The sequence below is a fragment of the Bradyrhizobium sp. AZCC 1578 genome, from assembly GCF_036924675.1.
Taxonomy (GTDB): domain Bacteria; phylum Pseudomonadota; class Alphaproteobacteria; order Rhizobiales; family Xanthobacteraceae; genus Bradyrhizobium.
On sequence record NZ_JAZHRZ010000001.1, the window covers coordinates 2,645,108 to 2,664,600 of the forward strand.

General features: G+C 64.2%; 15 protein-coding genes. 7 read left to right on the plus strand and 8 right to left on the minus strand.

Annotated features, from left to right (window positions below; translation table 11 throughout):
- Position 1: 1 nt before the first annotated feature.
- Positions 2-979: a Bug family tripartite tricarboxylate transporter substrate binding protein gene (locus V1290_RS12740; protein WP_334364722.1), complete on the minus strand. Its 978-nt coding sequence runs from the start codon at positions 977-979 to the stop codon at positions 2-4.
- Between the two features lie 224 nt (positions 980-1,203).
- Between V1290_RS12740 and V1290_RS12745 the strand changes: the two genes are divergently transcribed.
- From V1290_RS12745 to V1290_RS12760, 4 genes are all read left to right on the plus strand, one after another.
- A complete protein-coding gene (locus V1290_RS12745; protein ID WP_334364723.1) occupies positions 1,204-2,148 on the plus strand; it encodes a LysR family transcriptional regulator in 945 nt (314 codons plus the stop codon).
- A 350-nt stretch (positions 2,149-2,498) separates the two neighbouring features.
- Positions 2,499-5,177 carry an alpha/beta hydrolase fold domain-containing protein gene (locus tag V1290_RS12750; RefSeq protein WP_334364724.1) on the plus strand — a complete coding sequence of 893 codons (2,679 nt, stop codon included), beginning with the start codon at positions 2,499-2,501 and terminating at the stop codon, positions 5,175-5,177.
- 196 nt (positions 5,178-5,373) lie between these two features.
- Positions 5,374-5,874 (plus strand): L-2-amino-thiazoline-4-carboxylic acid hydrolase, encoded by a 501-nt coding sequence (locus V1290_RS12755; protein WP_334364725.1) that lies wholly within the window; start codon positions 5,374-5,376, stop codon positions 5,872-5,874.
- A 106-nt stretch (positions 5,875-5,980) separates the two neighbouring features.
- On the plus strand, positions 5,981-6,832 hold the full coding sequence (locus V1290_RS12760) for a phytanoyl-CoA dioxygenase family protein (RefSeq protein WP_334364726.1): 852 nt from the start codon (positions 5,981-5,983) through the stop codon (positions 6,830-6,832).
- Between the two features lie 177 nt (positions 6,833-7,009).
- On the opposite strand, the gene V1290_RS12765 is transcribed toward V1290_RS12760, so the two are convergent.
- Positions 7,010-8,674, minus strand: a complete 1,665-nt coding sequence (locus V1290_RS12765; RefSeq protein ID WP_334364727.1) for a flavin-containing monooxygenase — start codon at positions 8,672-8,674, stop codon at positions 7,010-7,012.
- Between the two features lie 169 nt (positions 8,675-8,843).
- Positions 8,844-9,575, minus strand: coding sequence for a gamma-glutamylcyclotransferase (locus V1290_RS12770; protein WP_334364728.1), 732 nt, complete (start codon positions 9,573-9,575; stop codon positions 8,844-8,846).
- A gap of 204 nt (positions 9,576-9,779) precedes the next feature.
- On the opposite strand from V1290_RS12770, the gene V1290_RS12775 reads away from it, so the two are divergent.
- Positions 9,780-11,372, plus strand: coding sequence for a gamma-glutamyltransferase family protein (locus tag V1290_RS12775; RefSeq protein WP_334364729.1), 1,593 nt, complete (start codon positions 9,780-9,782; stop codon positions 11,370-11,372).
- A gap of 139 nt (positions 11,373-11,511) precedes the next feature.
- Here V1290_RS12775 and V1290_RS12780 read toward each other — a convergent pair whose 3' ends face one another.
- From V1290_RS12780 to V1290_RS12800, 5 genes are all read right to left on the minus strand, one after another.
- Positions 11,512-12,726: a DUF1236 domain-containing protein gene (locus tag V1290_RS12780; RefSeq protein ID WP_334364730.1), complete on the minus strand. Its 1,215-nt coding sequence runs from the start codon at positions 12,724-12,726 to the stop codon at positions 11,512-11,514.
- 114 nt (positions 12,727-12,840) lie between these two features.
- Positions 12,841-14,133 carry an NAD(P)/FAD-dependent oxidoreductase gene (locus tag V1290_RS12785; RefSeq protein ID WP_334364731.1) on the minus strand — a complete coding sequence of 431 codons (1,293 nt, stop codon included), beginning with the start codon at positions 14,131-14,133 and terminating at the stop codon, positions 12,841-12,843.
- Positions 14,134-14,143: 10 nt separating this feature from the next.
- Positions 14,144-14,875, minus strand: a complete 732-nt coding sequence (locus V1290_RS12790) for an amino acid ABC transporter ATP-binding protein (protein ID WP_334364732.1) — start codon at positions 14,873-14,875, stop codon at positions 14,144-14,146.
- Positions 14,872-15,525, minus strand: coding sequence for an amino acid ABC transporter permease (locus V1290_RS12795; RefSeq protein WP_334364733.1), 654 nt, complete (start codon positions 15,523-15,525; stop codon positions 14,872-14,874). The genes V1290_RS12790 and V1290_RS12795 overlap by 4 nt, the downstream gene beginning before the upstream one ends.
- On the minus strand, positions 15,525-16,292 hold the full coding sequence (locus V1290_RS12800; protein ID WP_334364734.1) for an ABC transporter substrate-binding protein: 768 nt from the start codon (positions 16,290-16,292) through the stop codon (positions 15,525-15,527). Before V1290_RS12800 ends, V1290_RS12795 begins: the two co-directional genes overlap by 1 nt.
- Positions 16,293-16,453: 161 nt before the next feature.
- Here V1290_RS12800 and V1290_RS12805 point away from each other — a divergent pair, with 161 nt between their 5' ends.
- Both V1290_RS12805 and V1290_RS12810 read left to right on the plus strand, forming a co-directional pair.
- Positions 16,454-17,149: a cupin domain-containing protein gene (locus tag V1290_RS12805; protein ID WP_334364735.1), complete on the plus strand. Its 696-nt coding sequence runs from the start codon at positions 16,454-16,456 to the stop codon at positions 17,147-17,149.
- Between the two features lie 17 nt (positions 17,150-17,166).
- Entirely contained in the window at positions 17,167-19,464 is a 2,298-nt protein-coding gene (locus tag V1290_RS12810) for a molybdopterin-dependent oxidoreductase (RefSeq protein WP_334364736.1), read from the plus strand.
- Positions 19,465-19,493 lie beyond the last annotated feature (29 nt).

The window sequence follows — 19,493 nt, forward strand, 5'->3', positions numbered from 1 at the left end:
CCTATTCGCCTTTGAGGCCTGCGGCGCGGATCACCTCGCTCCATTTCCGTGTCTCGTTGTCGATGAACCTGCCGAATTCGGCGGCCGAGCCGGCGCGGGCTTCCAGCCCCTGGGCCAGCAGCTTCTGTTTCACCTCGGCGTCGGCGAGCGCGCGATTGATCTCTTGCTGCATCCGCTCGACGATCGGCTGCGGCGTCCCTGCCGGCGACATGAAGCCGAACCATCCCGAGGCCACCACGTTGGGAAAGCCTTGCTCGCGCAAGGTCGGAGCCTGCGGGTAGATCGCGCTGCGCTCGGCGGAGGCGACACCGAGCACGCGGAAATCGCCGTTCTGGATGTGCGGTAACGCCGTGCTGATTGCAGTCAGGGTGGCATCGACGCGGCCGGCGAGCAACTCCGTGTAGGCCATCGCATCGCCGCGGTACTGCACGTTGAGACCCTTAACGCCGGCGTCTCTCAGCAGCAACTCGGCCGCCAGATGCGGTTGAGAGCCCGCGCCCGGCGAGGCGAAGGTCAGGCCGTCCGGCTGCGACTTGCCGTAGGCGATCATCTCCTGCAAATTCTTGAAGCTCGCCTTGGCGTTGACGATCAGGAACAGTGGCGCCATGACAGTCATCGCAACCGGCTGCAGATCCTTGCGCTCGTATTTCAGTTTTCCGAACAGCGCTTCGGCGGTGGCATAGGGCGCGGCGGCATAGAGGAAGGTGTATCCGTCCGCTGCTGCGCGCGCGACCAGCTCGTTGGCAATGCGCGTGCCCGCCCCCGGCTTGTTCTCGACGATGAACTGTTGGTTAAGGCTGCGCCCAAGCTGCTCGGCCAGAATACGCAGCGAGATGTCGTTGGCTCCGCCGGCGCCGTAGGGCGACACCAGCCGCACCAGCCGTGACGGCCAATCGCCTTGGGCAAATGCCTCGAAGCTGGGGCTTGCCGAGAGGCAGGCGGCGATGGTCCCGAGCAAGGTTCGGCGTGTGACTTTCATGAATGCCTCTTTTTGAGCCGCCTGAAAATGCGGGGCAGCTCGTCGCGTCCATCCCATTTTTATTCGAGCCACATTGGCGCGATCGCACGGCTGGATCGCCGGGCCCTTCATCCTATAGAGGATGCAACGATAGATACGCGCCTTCTATCGAACAATGTGTATTTTTTGACCAATTGATAAGCTCGCCCTATGAATACAGAAACGACGATGCCGGGGGACGCGGTATGGCGATGGATGTGACAGTGCGGCAGTTGCGCGCCTATGTGGCCGTGCTGGAGACCGCGAGCTTCTCGGAAGCCGCCAAGGCCATGCACTTGTCGCAGGCGGCGCTGTCCGGCCTGATCAAGGAACTCGAGAGCCGCGTCGGCGTCCGCCTCTTGGACCGCACCACCCGCAAGGTTTCTGCGTCTATCGTCGGCGAGATCTTCGCCCCGATGGCGCGGCGCGTGCTGTCGAACCTCGACGAGGCGCTGGAGAGCCTGACCAACCTGAAGGAGCTCCGCCGCGGACTGGTGCGCGTAGCCGCGCCCGAGACCTTATCGTGCACGCTGCTGCCGGAGCTGATCGCTGAATACAACAACAGCCATCCCGGCGTGGACGTCCGCTTTGACGACGTGCCGATCCAGGAGGTGCTGGCTGGCCTGCAGAACGGCTCGACCGACATCGGCTTCGGGCCGGCAGGCGTCGTTCCCGATCAATCGATGGAGGTGCACATGATTTGCGCCGACCCGCTCTGGGTGGCGCTGCGTAGCGATGATCCGCTGGCAAAGGGCAAGTCGGTCAGTTGGAAGGATCTCCGCGAGCGGCCCCTGCTCAACTACATGCCCAACATCGCCGTCAATGTGTTGAGCAACGTGCCGCCTAGGCATCACCCGAAGGAGCTGGTTCCGGTGCACCGGGTGAACACCGCGCTATCGATGCTGCGGGTGAGACAGGGCGCCGTGATCTGCCCCTCGATGGCGGAGCCGCTGGTGCGCGGCTTCGGACTGGCGTTCCTGCCGCTCACACAACCCACGGTCAAATGGAAGATCGCGATGTTCGTCCGGAACAGCGCATCGCTGTCACCCGCCGTGGAAAGTTTTCGTGACTTCACACTCGATTTCAGCCTGAATTGGGCGCCCCGCGGAATAGAGCGCCGGCGCACGAATGAGCGACGCAAGCGCGTCTAGCGAACGAGCGCGCGGCATACTCGATGTCGTCCCTGCGAACGCAGGGACCCCTAACCACCGGCGGACGTTTTGCGAAAGACGCCTGCGACGCTGCCTTATCGAGAGATCACGCGGTATGGGTCCCTGCGTTCGCAGGGACGACATCGGGGATGCAGTCCGGTAGAAGATGTAGAGCGAAAAGCGTTGCGGTTAAGTCGCTGCCACTCGCGGAGAAATTCGCGAAATCGCGGACTCGGAGCCGCCGCAGCGCGCGTCTGCAGCAAACACTCAACGATTGCATATGTCCTGATGACAAACTGAACACGCAGCAGTAGCCTCCTCCCAACCATAAAACATACGGGAGGAGTGGCATGCCAGACGCAGCGGTCGCAGCACGTTCTTCTGAAGCGACAAACAGCGGTACGACACAACAGGTCGATGTCGCGGTCGTCGGCGCCGGGTTTGCCGGCCTCTATCTCCTGCATCGCTTGCGCAAGGCCGGCTTCTCGGCGGTCGTGATCGAGGAGGCCGGCGATGTCGGCGGCACCTGGTACTGGAACCGCTATCCCGGCGCACGCTGCGACATCCAGACCATCGACTACAGCTACACCTTCGATCCCGAGCTGGAAAGCGCGTGGCAATGGTCAGAGAAATACGCAACGCAACCCGAGATCCTGCGCTATCTCGGTTTCGTCGCCGACAGATACGATCTGCGGCGCGACATCCGCTTCGGTACCAAGGTCACGGCGGCAAATTGGGATGAGGCGGCCGAACGCTGGCGGCTCACGACCAGCAATGGCGCTGATGTTTCCTCTCACTATTACATCATGGCGACCGGCTGCCTCTCTGCGCCCAAGCCGCCGGAGATCGACGGCGTCAAGGACTTCAAGGGCGAGATCTATTTCACCGGCCGCTGGCCGCACGAAGAGGTCAAGCTCGCCGGCAAGCGCATCGCCGTCATCGGCACGGGATCATCGGGCATCCAGTCGATCCCGCTGCTCGCCGAGCAGGCCGCGCATCTCAGCGTTTTCCAGCGCACGCCGAATTTCGCCCTTCCCGCCCACAACGGTTCCGCGCCGGCGGACCGGCTCGCACTGCTGCAGGGCGACCGCGCCGGCTATCGCGAGCAGGCGCGGTGGTCGCTCGCAGGCGTCCCCTATCCGCAGCAGATGGCGGTGAGCTGGCAGTTGAGCGATGCCGAGCGCCGCGAGCGGTTCGAGCAGGCGTGGGCCGCCGGCGATCTCGTCTACATCCTGACTCAGCTCTGGGCCGACCAGGGCGTCGACGTCGACGGCAATGCGCTGCTCGCCGACCTGATCCGCGAGAAGATCCGCGAGATCGTCAAGGACGCCGAGACGGCGGAAGCGTTGACCCCGCGCGACCATCCGTTCGGCGCCAAGCGTCCCTGCCTCGATACCAACTACTACGCTACGTTCAACCGCCCCAACGTCACGCTGGTGAACTTGCGAAAGGAGCCGATCACAGAGATCACGGCTTCGGGCATCACGACCGGCAAGCGCACGTTCGACGTCGATGTGATCGTGTTCGCCACGGGTTTTGACGCCATGACTGGCGCCATCAAGGCCGTTCATCCGATCACAGGCCGCGATGGCAAATCGCTGTCCGACGTCTGGGCCAACGGTCCGCAGACCTATCTCGGGCTCACGGTCTCAGGCTTCCCCAATCTGTTCCTGATCACGGGCCCGGGCAGCCCGTCGGTGCTGTCGAACATGGCGGTCTCGATCGAGCAGCATGTCGACTGGGTAGTTGACCGGCTGGCGGCGATGCGCGAGGCCGGCTTCACGACCATCGACGCGACCGAGACGGCGCAGGCCGGCTGGGCGCAGCACATGGCCGACTGTTCGACGCTGACGCTGCATCGGCTCGCCAACACCTGGTATACGGGCGCCAACGTGCCCGGCAAGGCGCAAGGCGTGATGCCCTATACCGGCGGCGTCGGCCCCTATCGCAGCATTTGCAACGAGGTCGTCGCCCGCGGCATGCTCGGCTTCAAACTCACCGGCCCGAACGTTGCGGAGCAATGCAATGACGGCCAGGTCGTGCGCCTGCAGCCGGACGTGCGGCTGGTGCTGGGCATGCTGGCGGAGATGAACCTGCCGGCGATCGAGTCGCTCGGCGCACAGGGCGCGCGCGACTTCCTCACCGAGTTCAACAAGGGACGGCCTGCCGGGCGGCCGGTCGGCGAGGTCGGCGACGGCGTGCTGCACGGCGCCGATGGCCTGCTGCAGTATCGTCTTTATCGGCCGGCAACGCCTGGGCCGCATCCGATCGTGGTCTATTTCCACGGCGGCGGCTGGGTGTTGGGCGATGAGCAATCCGACGATCCGTTCTGCCGCGACATCTGTCGCCGCAGCGGCATGATCGTCGCCAGTGTCGGCTACCGCCACGCGCCCGAGCATCGCTTCCCCGCCGCGGCCGAGGATGGCTATGCGGCAACGCGCTGGATCGCCGAGCATGCCACCGAACTCGGCGGCCGGCCGGGACCCGTGCTGGTCGCGGGCTGGAGCGCCGGCGCCAATATCGCCGCCGTCACCTGCCAGCTCGCACGCGACCGCGGCGGCCCGCAGATCGCAGGCCAGCTCCTGGTGTGCCCGGTCACCGATTGCCAGTTCGACCGTCCATCCTACACCGACAATGCGATCGGCTATTTCCTGACGCGCGCGCTGATGTTCTGGTTCTGGGATATCTATTGTTCGCCCGCGGACCGCACCGACCCGCGCGCCTCGCCGCTGCGCGGCAATCTGGCGAACCTGCCGCCGGCGTTCGTGGCGACCTGCGAGTTCGATCCGCTGCGTGACGAGGGGATCGAATATGCCGAGGCGATGGCCGCCGCAGGCGTGCCCGTCGAGCAACTGCAGGCGCGTGGCCACATCCACACGTCCCTGATGATGGTGGATGTGGTGATCACCGGCGTCAGCCCGCGTGCCAGGATGGCCGAAGCGTTGCGCAGTTTTGCGGGGTTGCCGCGAAAGCTGGAAGAGAGCGGCGAAGGCGCTTCGCCGATCGCGGTCAACGCGGCTGCGGGATAGGCACGAGGCAACGGCCGCTCGGCTTCATCCGAGCGGCCAAAAGATTTGAACCGCTTACGACGGGCGTTTGCGCGGCCTTGGCGCTTTGCGTGTCATGCATCAGATTTTCTAAGTCAATCGTTCAATTTATCTCGGTTGCGCTCGCCTCGCCGGCAGCCGAATCTCGCTGAAGGTCGGGAAACCAAAGGATACTGCGATGAACGTGCTCGACGATTATATGGTCGATCCTCGCCTGTCGCTGTTGGACAAAACGCGGATCCAGGCGCAGGTGCTGGTGCCGATGCTGCGGGCGCTGCGCGCGGAACTGGGCCAGGAAAAGGCTGACGCGATTGCGCGACAAGCCTTGCGCGACTGGTCGAAGGCGCTGTTCGCCGCCATCGGCGAGAACGTCGAGGGCAGCGCGCGGCGCAAATGGGCCACCATGCATACCGCGCTTGCCGAAGTTACCGAGCGGGAAGTAACGGTCGAGATGCGCCGGCACGATGAGGCGGCGCTGGAATTCGACGTCACGCATTGCCGGTTCGCGGAATTCTTCCGCGCGCTGGGCGAGCCGGAACTCGGCGCTCTGCTGGTCTGCGCCACCGATTTCGATATCGCGGCAGCCGGCGGCAACGAGGTCAGCCTCAGGCGCGACCAAACGCTGATGCAGGGCGCGCCGAGCTGCACGTTCCGCTACGCATTCGCACCGCGATCATGATCTGCGCCACCGTCGACGCTGCAGAAATCTCGTGAAAAACGCCTTTAGTTGCGTATGATATGCCGCAAGAGGCCTGGCTTGACCGGGCTCACGAGGGAGAGCGCAGATGGCAGCGGCAGCGAAGCAGGTTTTGCCCTGGCTCGGGGCACGCTCATTCGCCTCCTTAAAGGAAGAGTTCGACCGCAGCGGTTACCTGATCTTCGAACGTGTTCTTGCGCCCGACCGCGTGGCCGAAATCCGCGCGGCGCTGGCGCCGCATCTGGCGCGCGATCTGTTCGGCCGCAACGATTTCGAAGGTACCAGAACCAACCGCGTGTATGCTCTGCTGGCGAAAGCGCCTGTCTTCGCCGAGCTCGCGATCCATCCGCTCGCGATGGCCTTTGTGGAAGCCGAACTCGGCGAGAGCTGCCTGTTGTCTGCTCTGCTCGCGATCAATCTCCATCCCGGCGAGACCGTCCAGCCCTGGCATTTCGACGACAGCGGCGTGAAGATTCCGCGCCCCCGCCCCGCCCTTGGCATCAGCACGTTCTGGGCGATCGATGATACGACCGAGCAAAATGGCGCCACCGAAATCATTCCCGGAAGCCATCTGTGGGACGGGCAATATATCGAGGGCGCGGTGAAGCCAACTCATTTCACTAACGAAGCCGGTCACGAGGAAGGCGACAGGCCTGACGCCGTGAAGCTGATCATGCCATCCGGCTCGCTGGCCATCACCAAGGGAACGCTATGGCACCGTGGTGGCGCCAACCGGTCGGACCAGCCGCGCCTGATCATCACGCCGCAATATTGCGTGGGCTGGGTGCGGCAACTCGAGAACATGGCGCTCGCGGTCCCTGCCGAGGTCGCCAGCAAATTGCCCGAGCGCGCTCGCGAATTGATCGGTTATTCGATCCATCCGCCGTTCATGGGCTATGTCGATGGCGTTCATCCCAGGCGGCTGCTGCGGGCGCAGTGACGTGATGCAAGCAAAGGCGCGAGCGCGACGATCGAACTCGAACTCGTAGGATGGGTTGAGCTCTTGCGAAACCCATCGCCTTTCCAAAGACGATGGGTTTCGCGGAGTCCTTCACCGGGCCGGCCGAAGGCGGACCTGTAGGCTCAACCCATCCTACGCTCAGCCTTTATGCGTATTTTACTCCGCGGCGGCCGCGGACCTCGCCGCTGCCCGTGCGCCCGCATCGAACACGATTCCCTCATACCCGCTATCGGCAACTTCGGTGATCGCCGCGACATATTTCGGCGTGCCGCCATTATAAACGAGATACCGAGTCTTGCCGTGCTCGTGGCCGGGGATATTGGAATTGTAGCCGGTGAACCACGACTTGGCTTTGCGCATCAGCATGATGGCGTACATCTTGGTCACGTGCGCGGTCCAGCGCGCCTGCGCTTCGGCCGTTGGCTCGGCCCGCGTGTAGCCGCGGTCCCACATGTGGCCGAGCAGGCCCATGCACCAGCCGACGCCGTTCTCGATGCCGCGCGGAAAATTCGTCGAAGCCGAACCGCTTTGCGGCCCGGTCGGCATCAGCAAGTTCGGAAAGCCATGCGCCATCATGCCGAGAAAGGTCGAGGGTCCCTCGCGCCATTCGTCGGCGAGCTTCACTCCGCCGACGCCGGCGATGTCGATCGCGTCGAATGCACCGGTGATGGCATCGAAGCCGGTGGAGTAAACGATGATATCGAGCTCGTAATCGCGCGCGCTGGTGCGCAGGCCCGTTTCGGTGACTCGCAGAATCGGCGTCTCGCTGATGTCGACGAGATGCACATTGTCACGGTTGTAGGCCTCGAGATAATTGGTCTCCAGCGGCACCCGCTGCACGCCAAAACCGTGATCCTTCGGAATCAGCTTTTCCGCCGTCACCGGGTCCTTCACGCGGCTTCGGATGCGATCGGCGACGTAAGCGGAAAACTCGGCATTGGCCGCCTCGTCGGTAAAAATCTCGCGAAAATTGCTGAGCCAGATCCCGAAGCCGGGCTCGTCATAGAGCTTGTTCCACAGCGCGATCCGCTCCTCGCGGGTGGCTTCATAGAAGCCGCGCCGGTCCGGCTCGTGCTCGAAGCCGCCGGGCGTGCGCTTGCAGGCGGCAAAGATTTCATCGTAGCGCGAACGGATGTCGGCCATTTCCTCGTCCGAGATCGGACTATTGTTCAGCGGCGCGCTCCAGTTCGGACGCCGCTGAAACACAGTGAGTTCGCCGACCTTGTCGGCGATCTCGCCGATCACCTGGATCGCGGTGGCGCCGGTGCCGATGATGCCGACCTTCTTGCCGGAGAGTTCAACCGGCTCGTGCGGCCAATAGAAGGTATGGAACGAACGCCCCTTGAACGTCTCCATGCCCTCAAGCCGCGGCAGCGTCGGTACCGAGAGCAACCCGACCGCAAGAATGAGGAATCGGCAGCTCAGTTCACGCCCATCGTCGAGCCGGAGCCGCCACAGATGACAGCCCTCGTCGAACGCCGCCGCTTCCACCTTGCGGTTGAACCGCATGTATTTGCGCAAATCGAACTTGTCGGCGACATAGTTGAGGTAGCGAAGATTCTCCGGCTGGCTCGAAAACCGCTCCTGCCAGTGCCACTCGTTGAGCAGCTCTTTCGAGAACGAATAGCCGTAGGTGTAGCTCTCGGAATCGAAGCGCGCGCCGGGATAGCGGTTCCAGTACCAGGTTCCCCCGAGATCGGGGGCGGCATCGAGCACGAGGGCATCCACGTCGAGATCGGCCAGCCGCTTGATCTGGTAAATGCCCGACACGCCCGCGCCGACGACAACGACCTCGTAGTGCGACTTGATCTCCCCAGTCATGCGCGCCCTCTCCATTGATTATTTCGGCGTCGATTGTCTCCGCGCGGCGGCTCTTATGATGCCAACTATCCGCGTCCAGCACTTGCGTCAGGATGCCGGATTGTGCGGGAAAATCAGCCTGAAACATTGTTTGAAAGTAGACTCGGCAGGCCGCCGTGAGGTGACCGCCTCAAGCACCGGGAGCGCCGCCGATCTGCGCATGCAACTGCGCGACATACGGATCCTCGATCTCCAACGCCTGCAACTGCGTCGCCAGTTGCAGGAGGTATTCGCGGTTGGTGCCGAGAACGCCCTTCCCGGTCGCGATCATCGCGGCGGTCTCGGCGAGCGGCAGTTCGCCGACATAACTCGGGTGCGACCGGTTGGAGGTGAAGGCGAGTGCGGTGATTGGTCCCTGCGGCGTCGTCATCGGCACCATCGCCGGCGCATAGCCGCCGCGCAGCATTTCGCGGCGCCACAGGATCGCGGTCTCGGCATGGACGGAATCGGCCGCAATGCGGAACGCCAGCCCGCGGCAACATCCCAATTGCGGCTCGAGCGAGAGCATCAGCGCCGGATAGTCGTGCGATCCCCGACCGAGATTGATCTTCAGCGTGAAGCGGCGCTGATAATTTTCGACGTCGGCGAGCCGGACTTCGGCGAAGTGAAAGCCGGGGTCCCACATCAGCGAACCGTAGGAGTAGACCCAGAGGTCGTCGCCATCAGGATGATCGCCGAGCACCGCAAGCCGCGACGCCTCGATCGCTTCGTCCGACAGCCGCCAGCCTGCCGGCCATCCCGCGGCCCGCGCCCGCTGCTCCCACATCGAAAACATCTTTGGCGTCAGGCGCAGCAGCGACTTTTCCGGGTGCGTTACCCGGGCCCGCAGCTCCGGCAGATGAATAAATGCGTCGGCGGTCAAGCCAGTATGCTCCTTTGTGGATACGGTCATCGTTCGCAATGTGCCATTGTCCGACGCAAGACGCCAACACGAAGACGGGCGATGCGAATTCCCAGCATGTCATTCTGTCATGGCTGGCCTGAGATTTTTAGGGTGTAATGACGTCGACGAGATCTTCTGCCCGACCGGCAACCAGACACGTTACAGGGAATCAAAGGCAATCCGATGCGCGACCAGTTCTCCAATACCCAAGCGGTACGCAAGCCGGCCGTCACTTCCAGAGGCGGCATCGTCGCTGCGCAATCAAGCAGGGCGGCGCAGGTGGGGGCCGAGGTGCTGGCCGCGGGCGGCGACTGCATCGATGCCGTGATCGCGACGACGTTTGCGCTTGGCGTTCTGGAGCCCTGGATGAGCGGGGTCGGCGGCGGCGGCGCGATGGTGCTCTACCGGGCGGGCGAACGCCGCTATGAGGTGATCGACTACGGCATGCGGGCGCCGCTGAGCCTGCGGGTGGAAGATTATCCGCTGACCGGCGGTGGCGCGGCTTCCGACATCTTCCCCTGGCCGCGGGTAAAGGACGACCGCAACATTCATGGCCCCAGTTCGATCGCCGTGCCCGGCGTGGTCGCCGGCATGGAAGAGGCGCACCGCCGCTACGCCAAACTGCCGTGGAAGGAGTTGCTGGCGCCGAGCATTGCACTCGCCGGCGAAGGGCTTGCGGTCGACTGGTGGACCACGGTGATGATTTCGAGCGCGGCAGCAGACTTGCGGCGTTACCCCGCGAGCGCCGCCGCCTATCTCCAGGACGGCCTGCCACCGAATCCGCAATGGGGCATCAGGTCCAAGGTCCGCATGCCGCAGGATCGGCTCAAGGCCACGATGGCGCAACTCGCCAGCGCCGGCCCGCGCGACTTCTACGAAGGCGATCTGGCGCAAAGCCTCGCCGCCGACATTCAGGCCGCCGGCGGCGCGCTGTCGGCCGAGGATCTCAAGCCATTTCGCGGCATTGTGCGCGAGCCGCTGGCGATCCCTTATCGCGGCGGCGAGGTGTTCGCGACGCCCGAACTCACCGCCGGGCCGACGCTGACGCGCACGCTTCGTCTGCTGCAGGAAAATCTCGAGCCTGCGCGCAGCGGACCGGACGCCGCGGCCTACATCGCCTATGCATCGGCGCTGCAAAAAGCGTATCGCGAACGCCTCAAGGACATGGGCGATGAAGACGGCAGGCGCGCGCTCGGCGCCGAAGCGCTGGCGCCTGCCTGCACCACGCATTTTTCCGCCGTCGACCGCGACGGCAACATGGCCGCGGTGACGCAAACCTTGCTGTCCACTTTCGGCTCCAAATTCGTGACGAACCAGACCGGCATCACCATGAACAACGGCATCATGTGGTTCGACCCGACCCCGGGCACGCCAAATTCGCTGGCGCCGGGCAAACGCTGCCTCACCAACTACACGCCCGTGCTGGCGCAGGCGGCGGATGGAAGACGCATCGCGGTCGGCGCCTCGGGTGGCCGGCGCATTCTGCCGGCGGTAAGTCAGCTTCTGTCCTTCGTGATGGACTACGGCATGGATCTCGATGCCGCAATCCATCAGCCACGCATCGACGCCAGCGAAGGCGCGATCGTGATCGGCGACGTCCGCCTGCCGCAGGCCGCGCGCGAAGCGCTGGGCTCGCGTTTCGATTACGAGGAGGCACGCATTCAGAACCTGCCGATGAAGTTCGCCTGCCCCAGCGCGGTGCTGCGCGATGGCGAAACCAACAGCGGCGCCACCGAGCCGTTCCACGCCTGGAGCGAGGCAGTGGCGGAGGGATAGAAAGCGGACAGGCCGCCGGGGAGCGGCGCGGCAATGACAAAAATGCCGCTCAACCGGAAAAGTGCGGCAGATCGGATGCCGCACTTTCCATTTCTAACCGGCTGACGTGGCGGCCTCTTGCGAGACCAGACGCACCCGCTTACCGCGCCTGTGGCTCAAGCGTAACCGTGCACTCGCCGCCTTGCATGGTGACCACGATCTGTCCTTCCGAGGCGCCCAGTGCAATCGGGTTCGTCGATCCCCCGCCGCCCGGCGCACGAACGCTTACGCTGATCGAATCCTGCGGTGCGGTCGAACCAACCGTCGTGGGCGAGACCTCAGTAAGATTGCCCGCGGTATCCCGCCGCATGATACGGCAGGGCGCACCGCCGGCCTGAGCCATCGCGTCGGCCGCACGTCCACTGCCGGCGGCCTCGCCGCCTGCAGCGCGAATGCGCGACGTGTCACGGGGGATATGGCTCACGATCCGCTGCGTGCGGGGTTCGACGATCACGATTTCCTCCTCGGTCGTGAAGTAATCGTAGCCGCGGTACTGCGGCTCGATCGACACGATCGTAAGTGGCAGCCGTTGCACCCGCACATGGCGCGGGAGCCGCTCGCCGACCCGGATCGAGATGTTGAGATTGCGCTGCGGCGGCGCGAGACGTTCGCGGGTCAGCGTCTCGGAGATGCGCACCTGCTTCTCGGTCGAGATCTGCTGGCGGTCCTGCGTCTGGCTGGTCTGGGTCTGTGTGCGCGTGGCGTCAGTCGCGGTCGCCGGCCGGTCCTTGCTCTGTTCAGCCGCATCCTTCGAGGTTCTGTCCTGTTGATCGCGGCTCGGCTCCTTCTGCGTGGTGGTTGTGCCCTCGCGCTCCTTCTGGGATGTCGTTGTTCCGCTCTTGGTCCTCTCGGACTCGGCGGTGCCCTTGGTTCTGTCTTTGGCACTATCCTTAGCGCTCTCCTTGGCATCGCGGCCGCGATCGGCCTCCCGATCGCCCGGGCGGGCGCCCTTAGTTTGCTCCGTGGCCCTCTTCGCGTCATCGCCGCGGCCACGCTTGCTGTCTTCGCTCGCAGCCGTTGGACGCTCGGCCCCAGGTGCAGCTTTGCCCTTCTCTCCTGCCTGCCGGGAACCGGGTCCTCTTTCCTCACGACCCGCCGCGCCTTGAGCCTTCTGTTCCGCACCCTTCTCGGCGCCCTTGGCGCGTTCCTGCGCTCGCTCGGCGCCGCGTTCTTGCGATGCAGCACCCTTGCCACGATCGCTCGGCTGCATCTGCTTCGGTTCCTCGCTTCTCCCGCCCGGGGCCTGGCCATACGACAGCCCCGGTGCCAGCATCAGGCAGATAATCCCAGTCGATAACAGTAACTGCTTGCGCATCTTGACCTCCTCGAAATCGGCCCTGCGCTAGCGAACGTTCGCGGGGGATGGAAGGTTCCGTCGAAGGCGGGCGATGTCTCGGTTTGGCTGTTTGAGGGCTGCGCGGCCGCGGCGTCAGATTCCCAGCCGGTCCCGCACCCGCCCGGCCAGTACGGCCGCGGTGACGCCGAGCGGCCAGAACGCGTGCATCGCCATCGGCTTGATGCCTGAGATCGGCATATCGATCACAGCATCTCTTCCGCCAACGAGACGGCGCGCGAGCTGTGCACCCATCGCGGTCGAGAGCGCGACGCCGCGGCCGTTGCAGCCGAGCGAGATCAGAAGATTCTCCGCCGGCTCATGCACATGGGGATAATGATCGGGCGTGATCGCGAGCCGACTATTCCAGCCGTGCGTCCAGGTCACGCCTTTCAGCCGCGGCCACAGCCGTTCGGCATAGCGGATGAGATAGGCGACATCGCCAGGCTTGCTGATCCAGCGCATCGGCCCACGTCCGCCCATCAGCAAACGATTATGCGCATCGATCCGGTAATACACCGTGATGTAGCCGCTCTCGTACAACACCGAGCGCGTCGGCATGATTTCGCGCGCGACCTCCTCGGATAGAGGCGCGGTGGCCGCAATCGATGAAAACACCGGCACGATAGTGCGGCGGAGGCCCGGCCACAGATCGTCCGTGAATCCGTTGGTTGCCAGCAGCACTTTTTCGGCGCGCACGATCCCGCGCGGCGTCTCGACGCGCCAATGCGCGCCTTCACGCGACAACGAAAGCGCCGGCGTCTCGCCATGGACGGCTGCGCCGGCCGCGATCGCGGCGCGCGCCAACCCGCGCGCATAGCTCAGCGGATGCAGGTCGCCACCGCGATTGTCCAGCATGGCGCAGAGATAGCGGTCGGTACCGGTCACCTCCCGCATCTGCTCGCGATTCAAGAGCGTCACCGGCATGCCGCGCCGGATGCACTGCTTTGCCGTGGTTTCGATTCCCCCGGCGCTCGCCTCGTTATAGGCCGCGCGCAGCGTGCCGTTCTGCCTTGCTTCGCAGGGAATCTGGTAGCGGCGGATCAGGTCGAACGTGTAGTTGGTGGTGCCGTAAGCGAACGCGATCATGCGGCCGCCCAGCTCGGCGCCGAAATCGGCCTCGATCTGGTCGGGATCGTGCTTGAGGCCCGGATTGACTTGGCCGCCATTGTTGCCCGAAGCGCCCCAGCCCGGCTGTTGCGCTTCCAGCACGAGCGCATTCACGCCCTGCTCGGCCAGATGCAATGCGGTGGACAGCCCGGTGAAACCGCCGCCGATGATTACGACCGCAACGTCCTTGTCTCCATCGAGCGGCGGCGTCCGTGCCGGCGCGACCGCCGTATCGGCGTAGAGACTTGGCGGCAGCGGTAGTCGGATGGGCGCATTCATGCTGGCGAACTCAGAGCGGGTGCAGAACGCGCCGCAAAAAATCCTGCGTGCGCGCATGCTGCGGTTGATTGAGCACGGACTTCGCCGGCCCCTGTTCGACGATCACGCCGCCGTCGATGAACAGTACGCGGTCGGCGACATCTCCGGCAAATCCCATCTCGTGGGTGACGACGACCATGGTCATGCCGTCGTCGGCGAGCTTGCGCATCACCGAGAGCACGTCGCCGACCAGTTCGGGATCGAGCGCCGAAGTCGGCTCGTCGAACAGGATCGCCTTCGGCTGCATCGCAAGTGCGCGGGCAATCGCAACACGCTGTTGCTGACCGCCGGAGAGTTGCGGCGGATAGCTGTCGGCCTTTTCGGCGAGCCCCACCTGCGCCAGCAGCGCGCGGCCACGCTCCAGCGCCTCGGCGCGCGGCTCCTTCTTCACATAGAGCGGCCCCTCGATGACGTTTTCCAGCGCGGTACGGTGCGGAAACAGGTTGAAGCGCTGGAACACCATCGAGACTTGCGTCCGGATCGCTACGATCGAGGGCGCGCTCCGATCGACCCGCGCGCCTTCGACGAGGATGTCGCCGCTGTCATAGCTCTCCAGCCCGTTGATGCATCGCAGGATGGTGGATTTGCCGGAGCCTGACGGGCCGATGACGCAGACAACCTCGCCCTTCTCGACGGAAGCCGTGATGCCCTTGAGCACCTCGACCTTGCCAAAACTCTTGTGAACGTTGGTGAGCTCGATCATTTGTGGCCCGCGCGCTTCTCGAAGTGACGGACCAGAAGAATGAGCGGGATGCTCATGGTGAGATACATCAGCGCCACAAGTGTGAACACGCTGGTGTTCTTGAAGGTGGAGGACGCGATCAGCTTGCCCTGCAGTGCGAGCTCGGCGACCGTGATGGTCGACGCCTGCGAAGAATCCTTCAGCATCATGATCATGATGTTGCCGTAGGGCGGCAACACGATCTTGACCGCCTGCGGCAGCACCACGCGGCGCATGGTCTGCCACCAGCCCATGCCGATCGCCTGCGCCGCCTCGATCTGCCCCTTGTCGATGGCCTCGATGCCGGCGCGGAAATTCTCCGCCTGGTAGGCCGAATAGGCGATGCCGAGGCCTAAGATCGCCGCCTGCAGCGCCGTCAGCGTGAGGCCGAGTTCGGGCATCACGAAATAGAGATAGAACAGGAGCACGATGATCGGGATGCCGCGGATCACGTTGATCAGCCCGGCGCTGAACCCCGAGAAAATGCCGATGCCGGATACCCGCATCAAGGCCCAGACCAGGCCGAGCGCGGTCGACAGCAAGAGCGAGCCGATGGTGACGATGACCGTCAACGCCACGCCGCTCATCAGGATCGGCAGGAACTCGGTCGCGTCGCGCCAGAACGCCTGCATCAGGCACCCTGCGCCTTGAGGCCCCATTTATCGAGGATCTTTTCGACCGTGCCGTTCGCCTTCAGCTTCGCCAGCGAGGCATTGATCTTGGCGAGCAGCTCGCTATCGCCCTTGCGCACGCCGATGCCGACAGAACCGACGGTCGCGGGCTTGTAGCTCTCGACAATGCGCGCCTCGGGGAAGCCGCCTTGCTTCAGGTTGTAGGCGAGGATCGGATAATCGGCGAAGCCGGCCTTCAGCCGGCCGGCGTTCACGTCGCGCAGAATATCGGGAATGGTGTCGTAGGCCTTCACCTCGCTGAACAGTCCCGACTTCTTCAGCGCATCGACGAACGCCGTACCGACCTGCGCGCCGACCACTTCGCCTTTCAGATCGTCCTGCTTGGTGTAGGTCTTCGTATCGCTCTTCGGCACCAGGAGGCCCTCGCCATAGCTGTAGAACGGTTCGGAGAAATCGATCACTTCCTTGCGCGCGGGGGTAACGAACATCGCCGCCGAGATGATGTCGATCTTGTTCGAGGTAAGCGAGGCAATCAGGGTCGAGAACTGCATCGGCTCGATCTGAACCTGGAAGCCGGCGTCCTTGCCGATCTCGGTGATGAGATCGACCATGATGCCCTGAATGCTGTTGGTCTTGGTGTCGAGGAAAGTGAAGGGCACGCCGGTCGGCGTCGAGCCCACCTTCAGTACTTTTTGCGCGGATGCCGGCATTGCGGCTGTGAGAACCAAGGCCGCCACCGCGGCCTGAACGAGACGCTTCAGAGCCATCGCACCACCTCCTGAAACTGCACGCCGCCCGGGCCCGCCCGCCTTAGACCAAAGAGTTGCGGGCAACGCCGTTCAGGCCTATTTTCACCAATATGAAATTGTGGTCACACTTCTCCAGGGTTTGCAAGCGATTTTCATGCACATGAAGGAAGCGGTCTGACGTGAGCGGCGGCAAGCGAATAAAGAAACCGGCGTTCAAGGCCAAGGCAAGGGCCAAGAAAAAGGCCGCCGGAAAGGCAACGGTCCGGCCGAAGGCGAAGACCGCCGTCAGGCCGGCCGAGCCGGCGATGGACCTTGCGGTCGGCCGCCGCATCCGCGACCTGCGCCGCGAGCACAAGCTCTCGCTGGAGACGATTGCGGCGAAGACCGATCTGTCGATCGGCTTTCTCAGCCAGATCGAGCGCGGGCTGTCGTCGCCTTCGCTCCGCGTGCTGGCGACGCTGGCCGACGTGCTTGGCGTCGGCATCGCCGCGCTGTTCGGCTCGCAGCCGAACGACGAGGCGGCATCCGGCGGTGTGGTGACGCGCGAAATGCAGCGCGCCGAACTGAAACTGTGGCGGACCGGCATCTCCAAGCAATTGCTGAGTCCGGCGGGTACTGAGAACCGCCTCAATCTGTTTCTCGTGCACATGGAGCCCGGCGGCAACACCGGCGATGAGCTTTACACGCATGACGGCGAGGAAGCGGGGCTGGTGCTGGAAGGCGAGATGACGCTGACCGTCGACGCCGAGTCCTGGTCGCTCAAGCGAGGCGACAGTTTTCGCTTTGCCAGCCGCCGCCCGCACCGCTTCTCAAATCCCGCGAAAGATGCGAAAGCGGTCGTGCTGTGGGTGAATTGCGTGACGCAGGCGTCATGAACAGTCTGGAACAAGGAATGGATCAAGCCCGAGAGGATTGGAGCCCACACAGCGCGCATTGGGGCGCCTTCGCGGCGCGGTGGAACGGCGCGACGCTGGATATCAAGCCGTACGAGCACGATCCGGCGCCCTCCCCGATGTTGCAGAATTTCAGCACGGCGATGCGCCACAAGGCCCGCATCCTGCGGCCGATGGTGCGCAAGGCGTGGCTGGAGCGAAGCGCACCCGCTCCGCGCACCTTCGACCAGAAATTTGTCGCGTGCCCCTGGGACGAAGTGCTCGACCTGCTCGCAGGCGAATTGGCGCGGATCCGAACCGAATATGGCGCCGCCGCGGCCTATGGCGGCTCCTATGGCTGGGCCAGCGCCGGACGTTTCCACCACGCGCAGAGCCAGGTTCATCGCTTCCTGAACACCGCGTTCGGCGGCTATGTGCGTTCGGTGAACAGCTATAGCGCCGGTGCCTCGGCCGTGATCCTGCCGCATGTCCTCGGCGGCTTCGAAGCCATCTCGCGCCACAACGTGACGTGGGATCAGATCGCCGAGCACACCGATACGGTGCTGGCCTTCGGCGGCATGGCGCTGAAGAACTCGGATGTCGCAAGCGGCGGCATCAGCCGGCACATCGAGCGCGACGCGATGCAGAGGGCCGCGCGCCGCGGCGCCGTCTTCTACGGCATCGCTCCCTTGCGCGACGATATGCCGGAAGCGGCCGGCGCCCGGTGGATGCCGATCAAGGTCGGGACCGACGTCGCCCTGATGCTGGCACTCGCGCACACGCTCCTCGTCGAGAATCTGTGGGACAGCGGCTTTGTCGCACGCTATTGTACCGGCTTCGACATCTTCGAACGCTATCTGCTCGGCCGCGACGACCAAACGCCAAAGGACGCGGCATGGGCCGCCGACATTACCGGCATTCCGGCCGGCACCATCGTCGACATCGCCCGCCGGCTGCCGCGCGGACGCACCTTGATCACGGTCTCGCATTCCCTGCAGCGGGCGCAATATGGCGAGCAACCGGTATGGATGGGCGCGGTGCTCGCGGCCATGCTGGGCCAGATCGGCCTGCCCGGCGGCGGATATAATTACGCGCTCGGTGCGCTCGGTCATACCGGACGCCGTCTCAACGCGGTTCCGATCCCGACGCTGTCGCAAGGCAAGAATGCTACCGCCGACTTCATCCCGGTCGCGCGTGTCGCCGACATGCTCCTCAATCCGGGACAAATGTTCGAATACAACGGCCGCACGATGCGGTATCCCGACATCAAGCTGGTCTACTGGGCGGGCGGCAACCCTTTCCATCATCACCAGGATATCAATCGGCTGCGGCAGGCCTTCAATGTCCCGCAAACCATTGTCGTGCACGAGAGCGCCTGGACGCCGATGGCTAAGTTTGCCGACATCGTGCTGCCGGCGACCATGACGCTGGAGCGCGACGATATCGGCGCCGCCGGCACCGATCCGAGGCTGGTCGCGATGCGCAAGGCCGTGGACCCGATTGGCGAAGCCCGCGACGATTTCGATATTTTTGCCGCGCTGTCGCGGCGATTGGGCGTCGAACAGGCCTTCACGGAAGGACGCGATACCAGGCAATGGCTGGCCCATCTTTACGAGCCGACGCGACGGGCGCTTGCCGATGCCGGTTGGGATGCGCCGGATTTCGACGAGTTCTGGCGGCGTGGCGAACTCGCGCTGCCATCGGCCCCTGATGACGGCGGCTTTCTGCGCGCCTTCCGCAACGATCCCGTCAAGAACAAGCTGCCCACGCCAAGCGGCAAGATCGAGATCTATTCGAAAACCATCGCAGGCTTCGATTACGACGATTGCCCGCCCCACCCAGCATGGCTGCCGTCAACCGAACCGCCAGATTCGCGCCACCCATTGACGATGATCGCCAACCAGCCAGCGACCCGGCTGCACAGCCAGCTCGACTTCGGTGCGTACAGCCAGTCCAAGAAAATTGCCGGCCGGGAAGCCGTCCGTCTCAACCCCGTCGATGCGACGCGCCGCGGCATCGCCAACGGCGATATCGTCCGCCTGTTCAATGATCGGGGCGCGTGTCTGGCCGCCGCCGCCGTTTCAGACGACGTCATGCCCGGCGTAGTGCAATTGTCCACCGGCGCCTGGTATGATCCGCAAGCCGGCACGGCAGAACATCCGCTCTGCGTTCACGGCAATCCGAACGTGCTCACCCGCGACATCGGCACATCGCGGCTCGCGCAAGGTTGCTGCGGTCAGGTGACGGTGGTCGAGTGCGAGAAGTATTCGGGCACGCTGCCTCCGATTCGAGCCTTTGATCCTCCCGATCAGGAGTGATGAAGGCAACGACACCCCGCATTGCGTGA

What these genes read in the sequence shown, in the direction of transcription:
- V1290_RS12740 (WP_334364722.1), bottom strand. Translation starts at nt 979, where the DNA reads ATGAAAGTCACACGCCGAACCTTGCTCGGGACCATCGCCGCCTGCCTC.
- V1290_RS12745 (WP_334364723.1), top strand. Translation starts at nt 1,204, where the DNA reads ATGGCGATGGATGTGACAGTGCGGCAGTTGCGCGCCTATGTGGCCGTG.
- V1290_RS12750 (WP_334364724.1), top strand. Translation starts at nt 2,499, where the DNA reads ATGCCAGACGCAGCGGTCGCAGCACGTTCTTCTGAAGCGACAAACAGC.
- V1290_RS12755 (WP_334364725.1), top strand. Translation starts at nt 5,374, where the DNA reads ATGAACGTGCTCGACGATTATATGGTCGATCCTCGCCTGTCGCTGTTG.
- V1290_RS12760 (WP_334364726.1), top strand. Translation starts at nt 5,981, where the DNA reads ATGGCAGCGGCAGCGAAGCAGGTTTTGCCCTGGCTCGGGGCACGCTCA.
- V1290_RS12765 (WP_334364727.1), bottom strand. Translation starts at nt 8,674, where the DNA reads ATGACTGGGGAGATCAAGTCGCACTACGAGGTCGTTGTCGTCGGCGCG.
- V1290_RS12775 (WP_334364729.1), top strand. Translation starts at nt 9,780, where the DNA reads ATGCGCGACCAGTTCTCCAATACCCAAGCGGTACGCAAGCCGGCCGTC.
- V1290_RS12780 (WP_334364730.1), bottom strand. Translation starts at nt 12,726, where the DNA reads ATGCGCAAGCAGTTACTGTTATCGACTGGGATTATCTGCCTGATGCTG.
- V1290_RS12785 (WP_334364731.1), bottom strand. Translation starts at nt 14,133, where the DNA reads ATGAATGCGCCCATCCGACTACCGCTGCCGCCAAGTCTCTACGCCGAT.
- V1290_RS12790 (WP_334364732.1), bottom strand. Translation starts at nt 14,875, where the DNA reads ATGATCGAGCTCACCAACGTTCACAAGAGTTTTGGCAAGGTCGAGGTG.
- V1290_RS12795 (WP_334364733.1), bottom strand. Translation starts at nt 15,525, where the DNA reads ATGCAGGCGTTCTGGCGCGACGCGACCGAGTTCCTGCCGATCCTGATG.
- V1290_RS12800 (WP_334364734.1), bottom strand. Translation starts at nt 16,292, where the DNA reads ATGGCTCTGAAGCGTCTCGTTCAGGCCGCGGTGGCGGCCTTGGTTCTC.
- V1290_RS12810 (WP_334364736.1), top strand. Translation starts at nt 17,167, where the DNA reads ATGGATCAAGCCCGAGAGGATTGGAGCCCACACAGCGCGCATTGGGGC.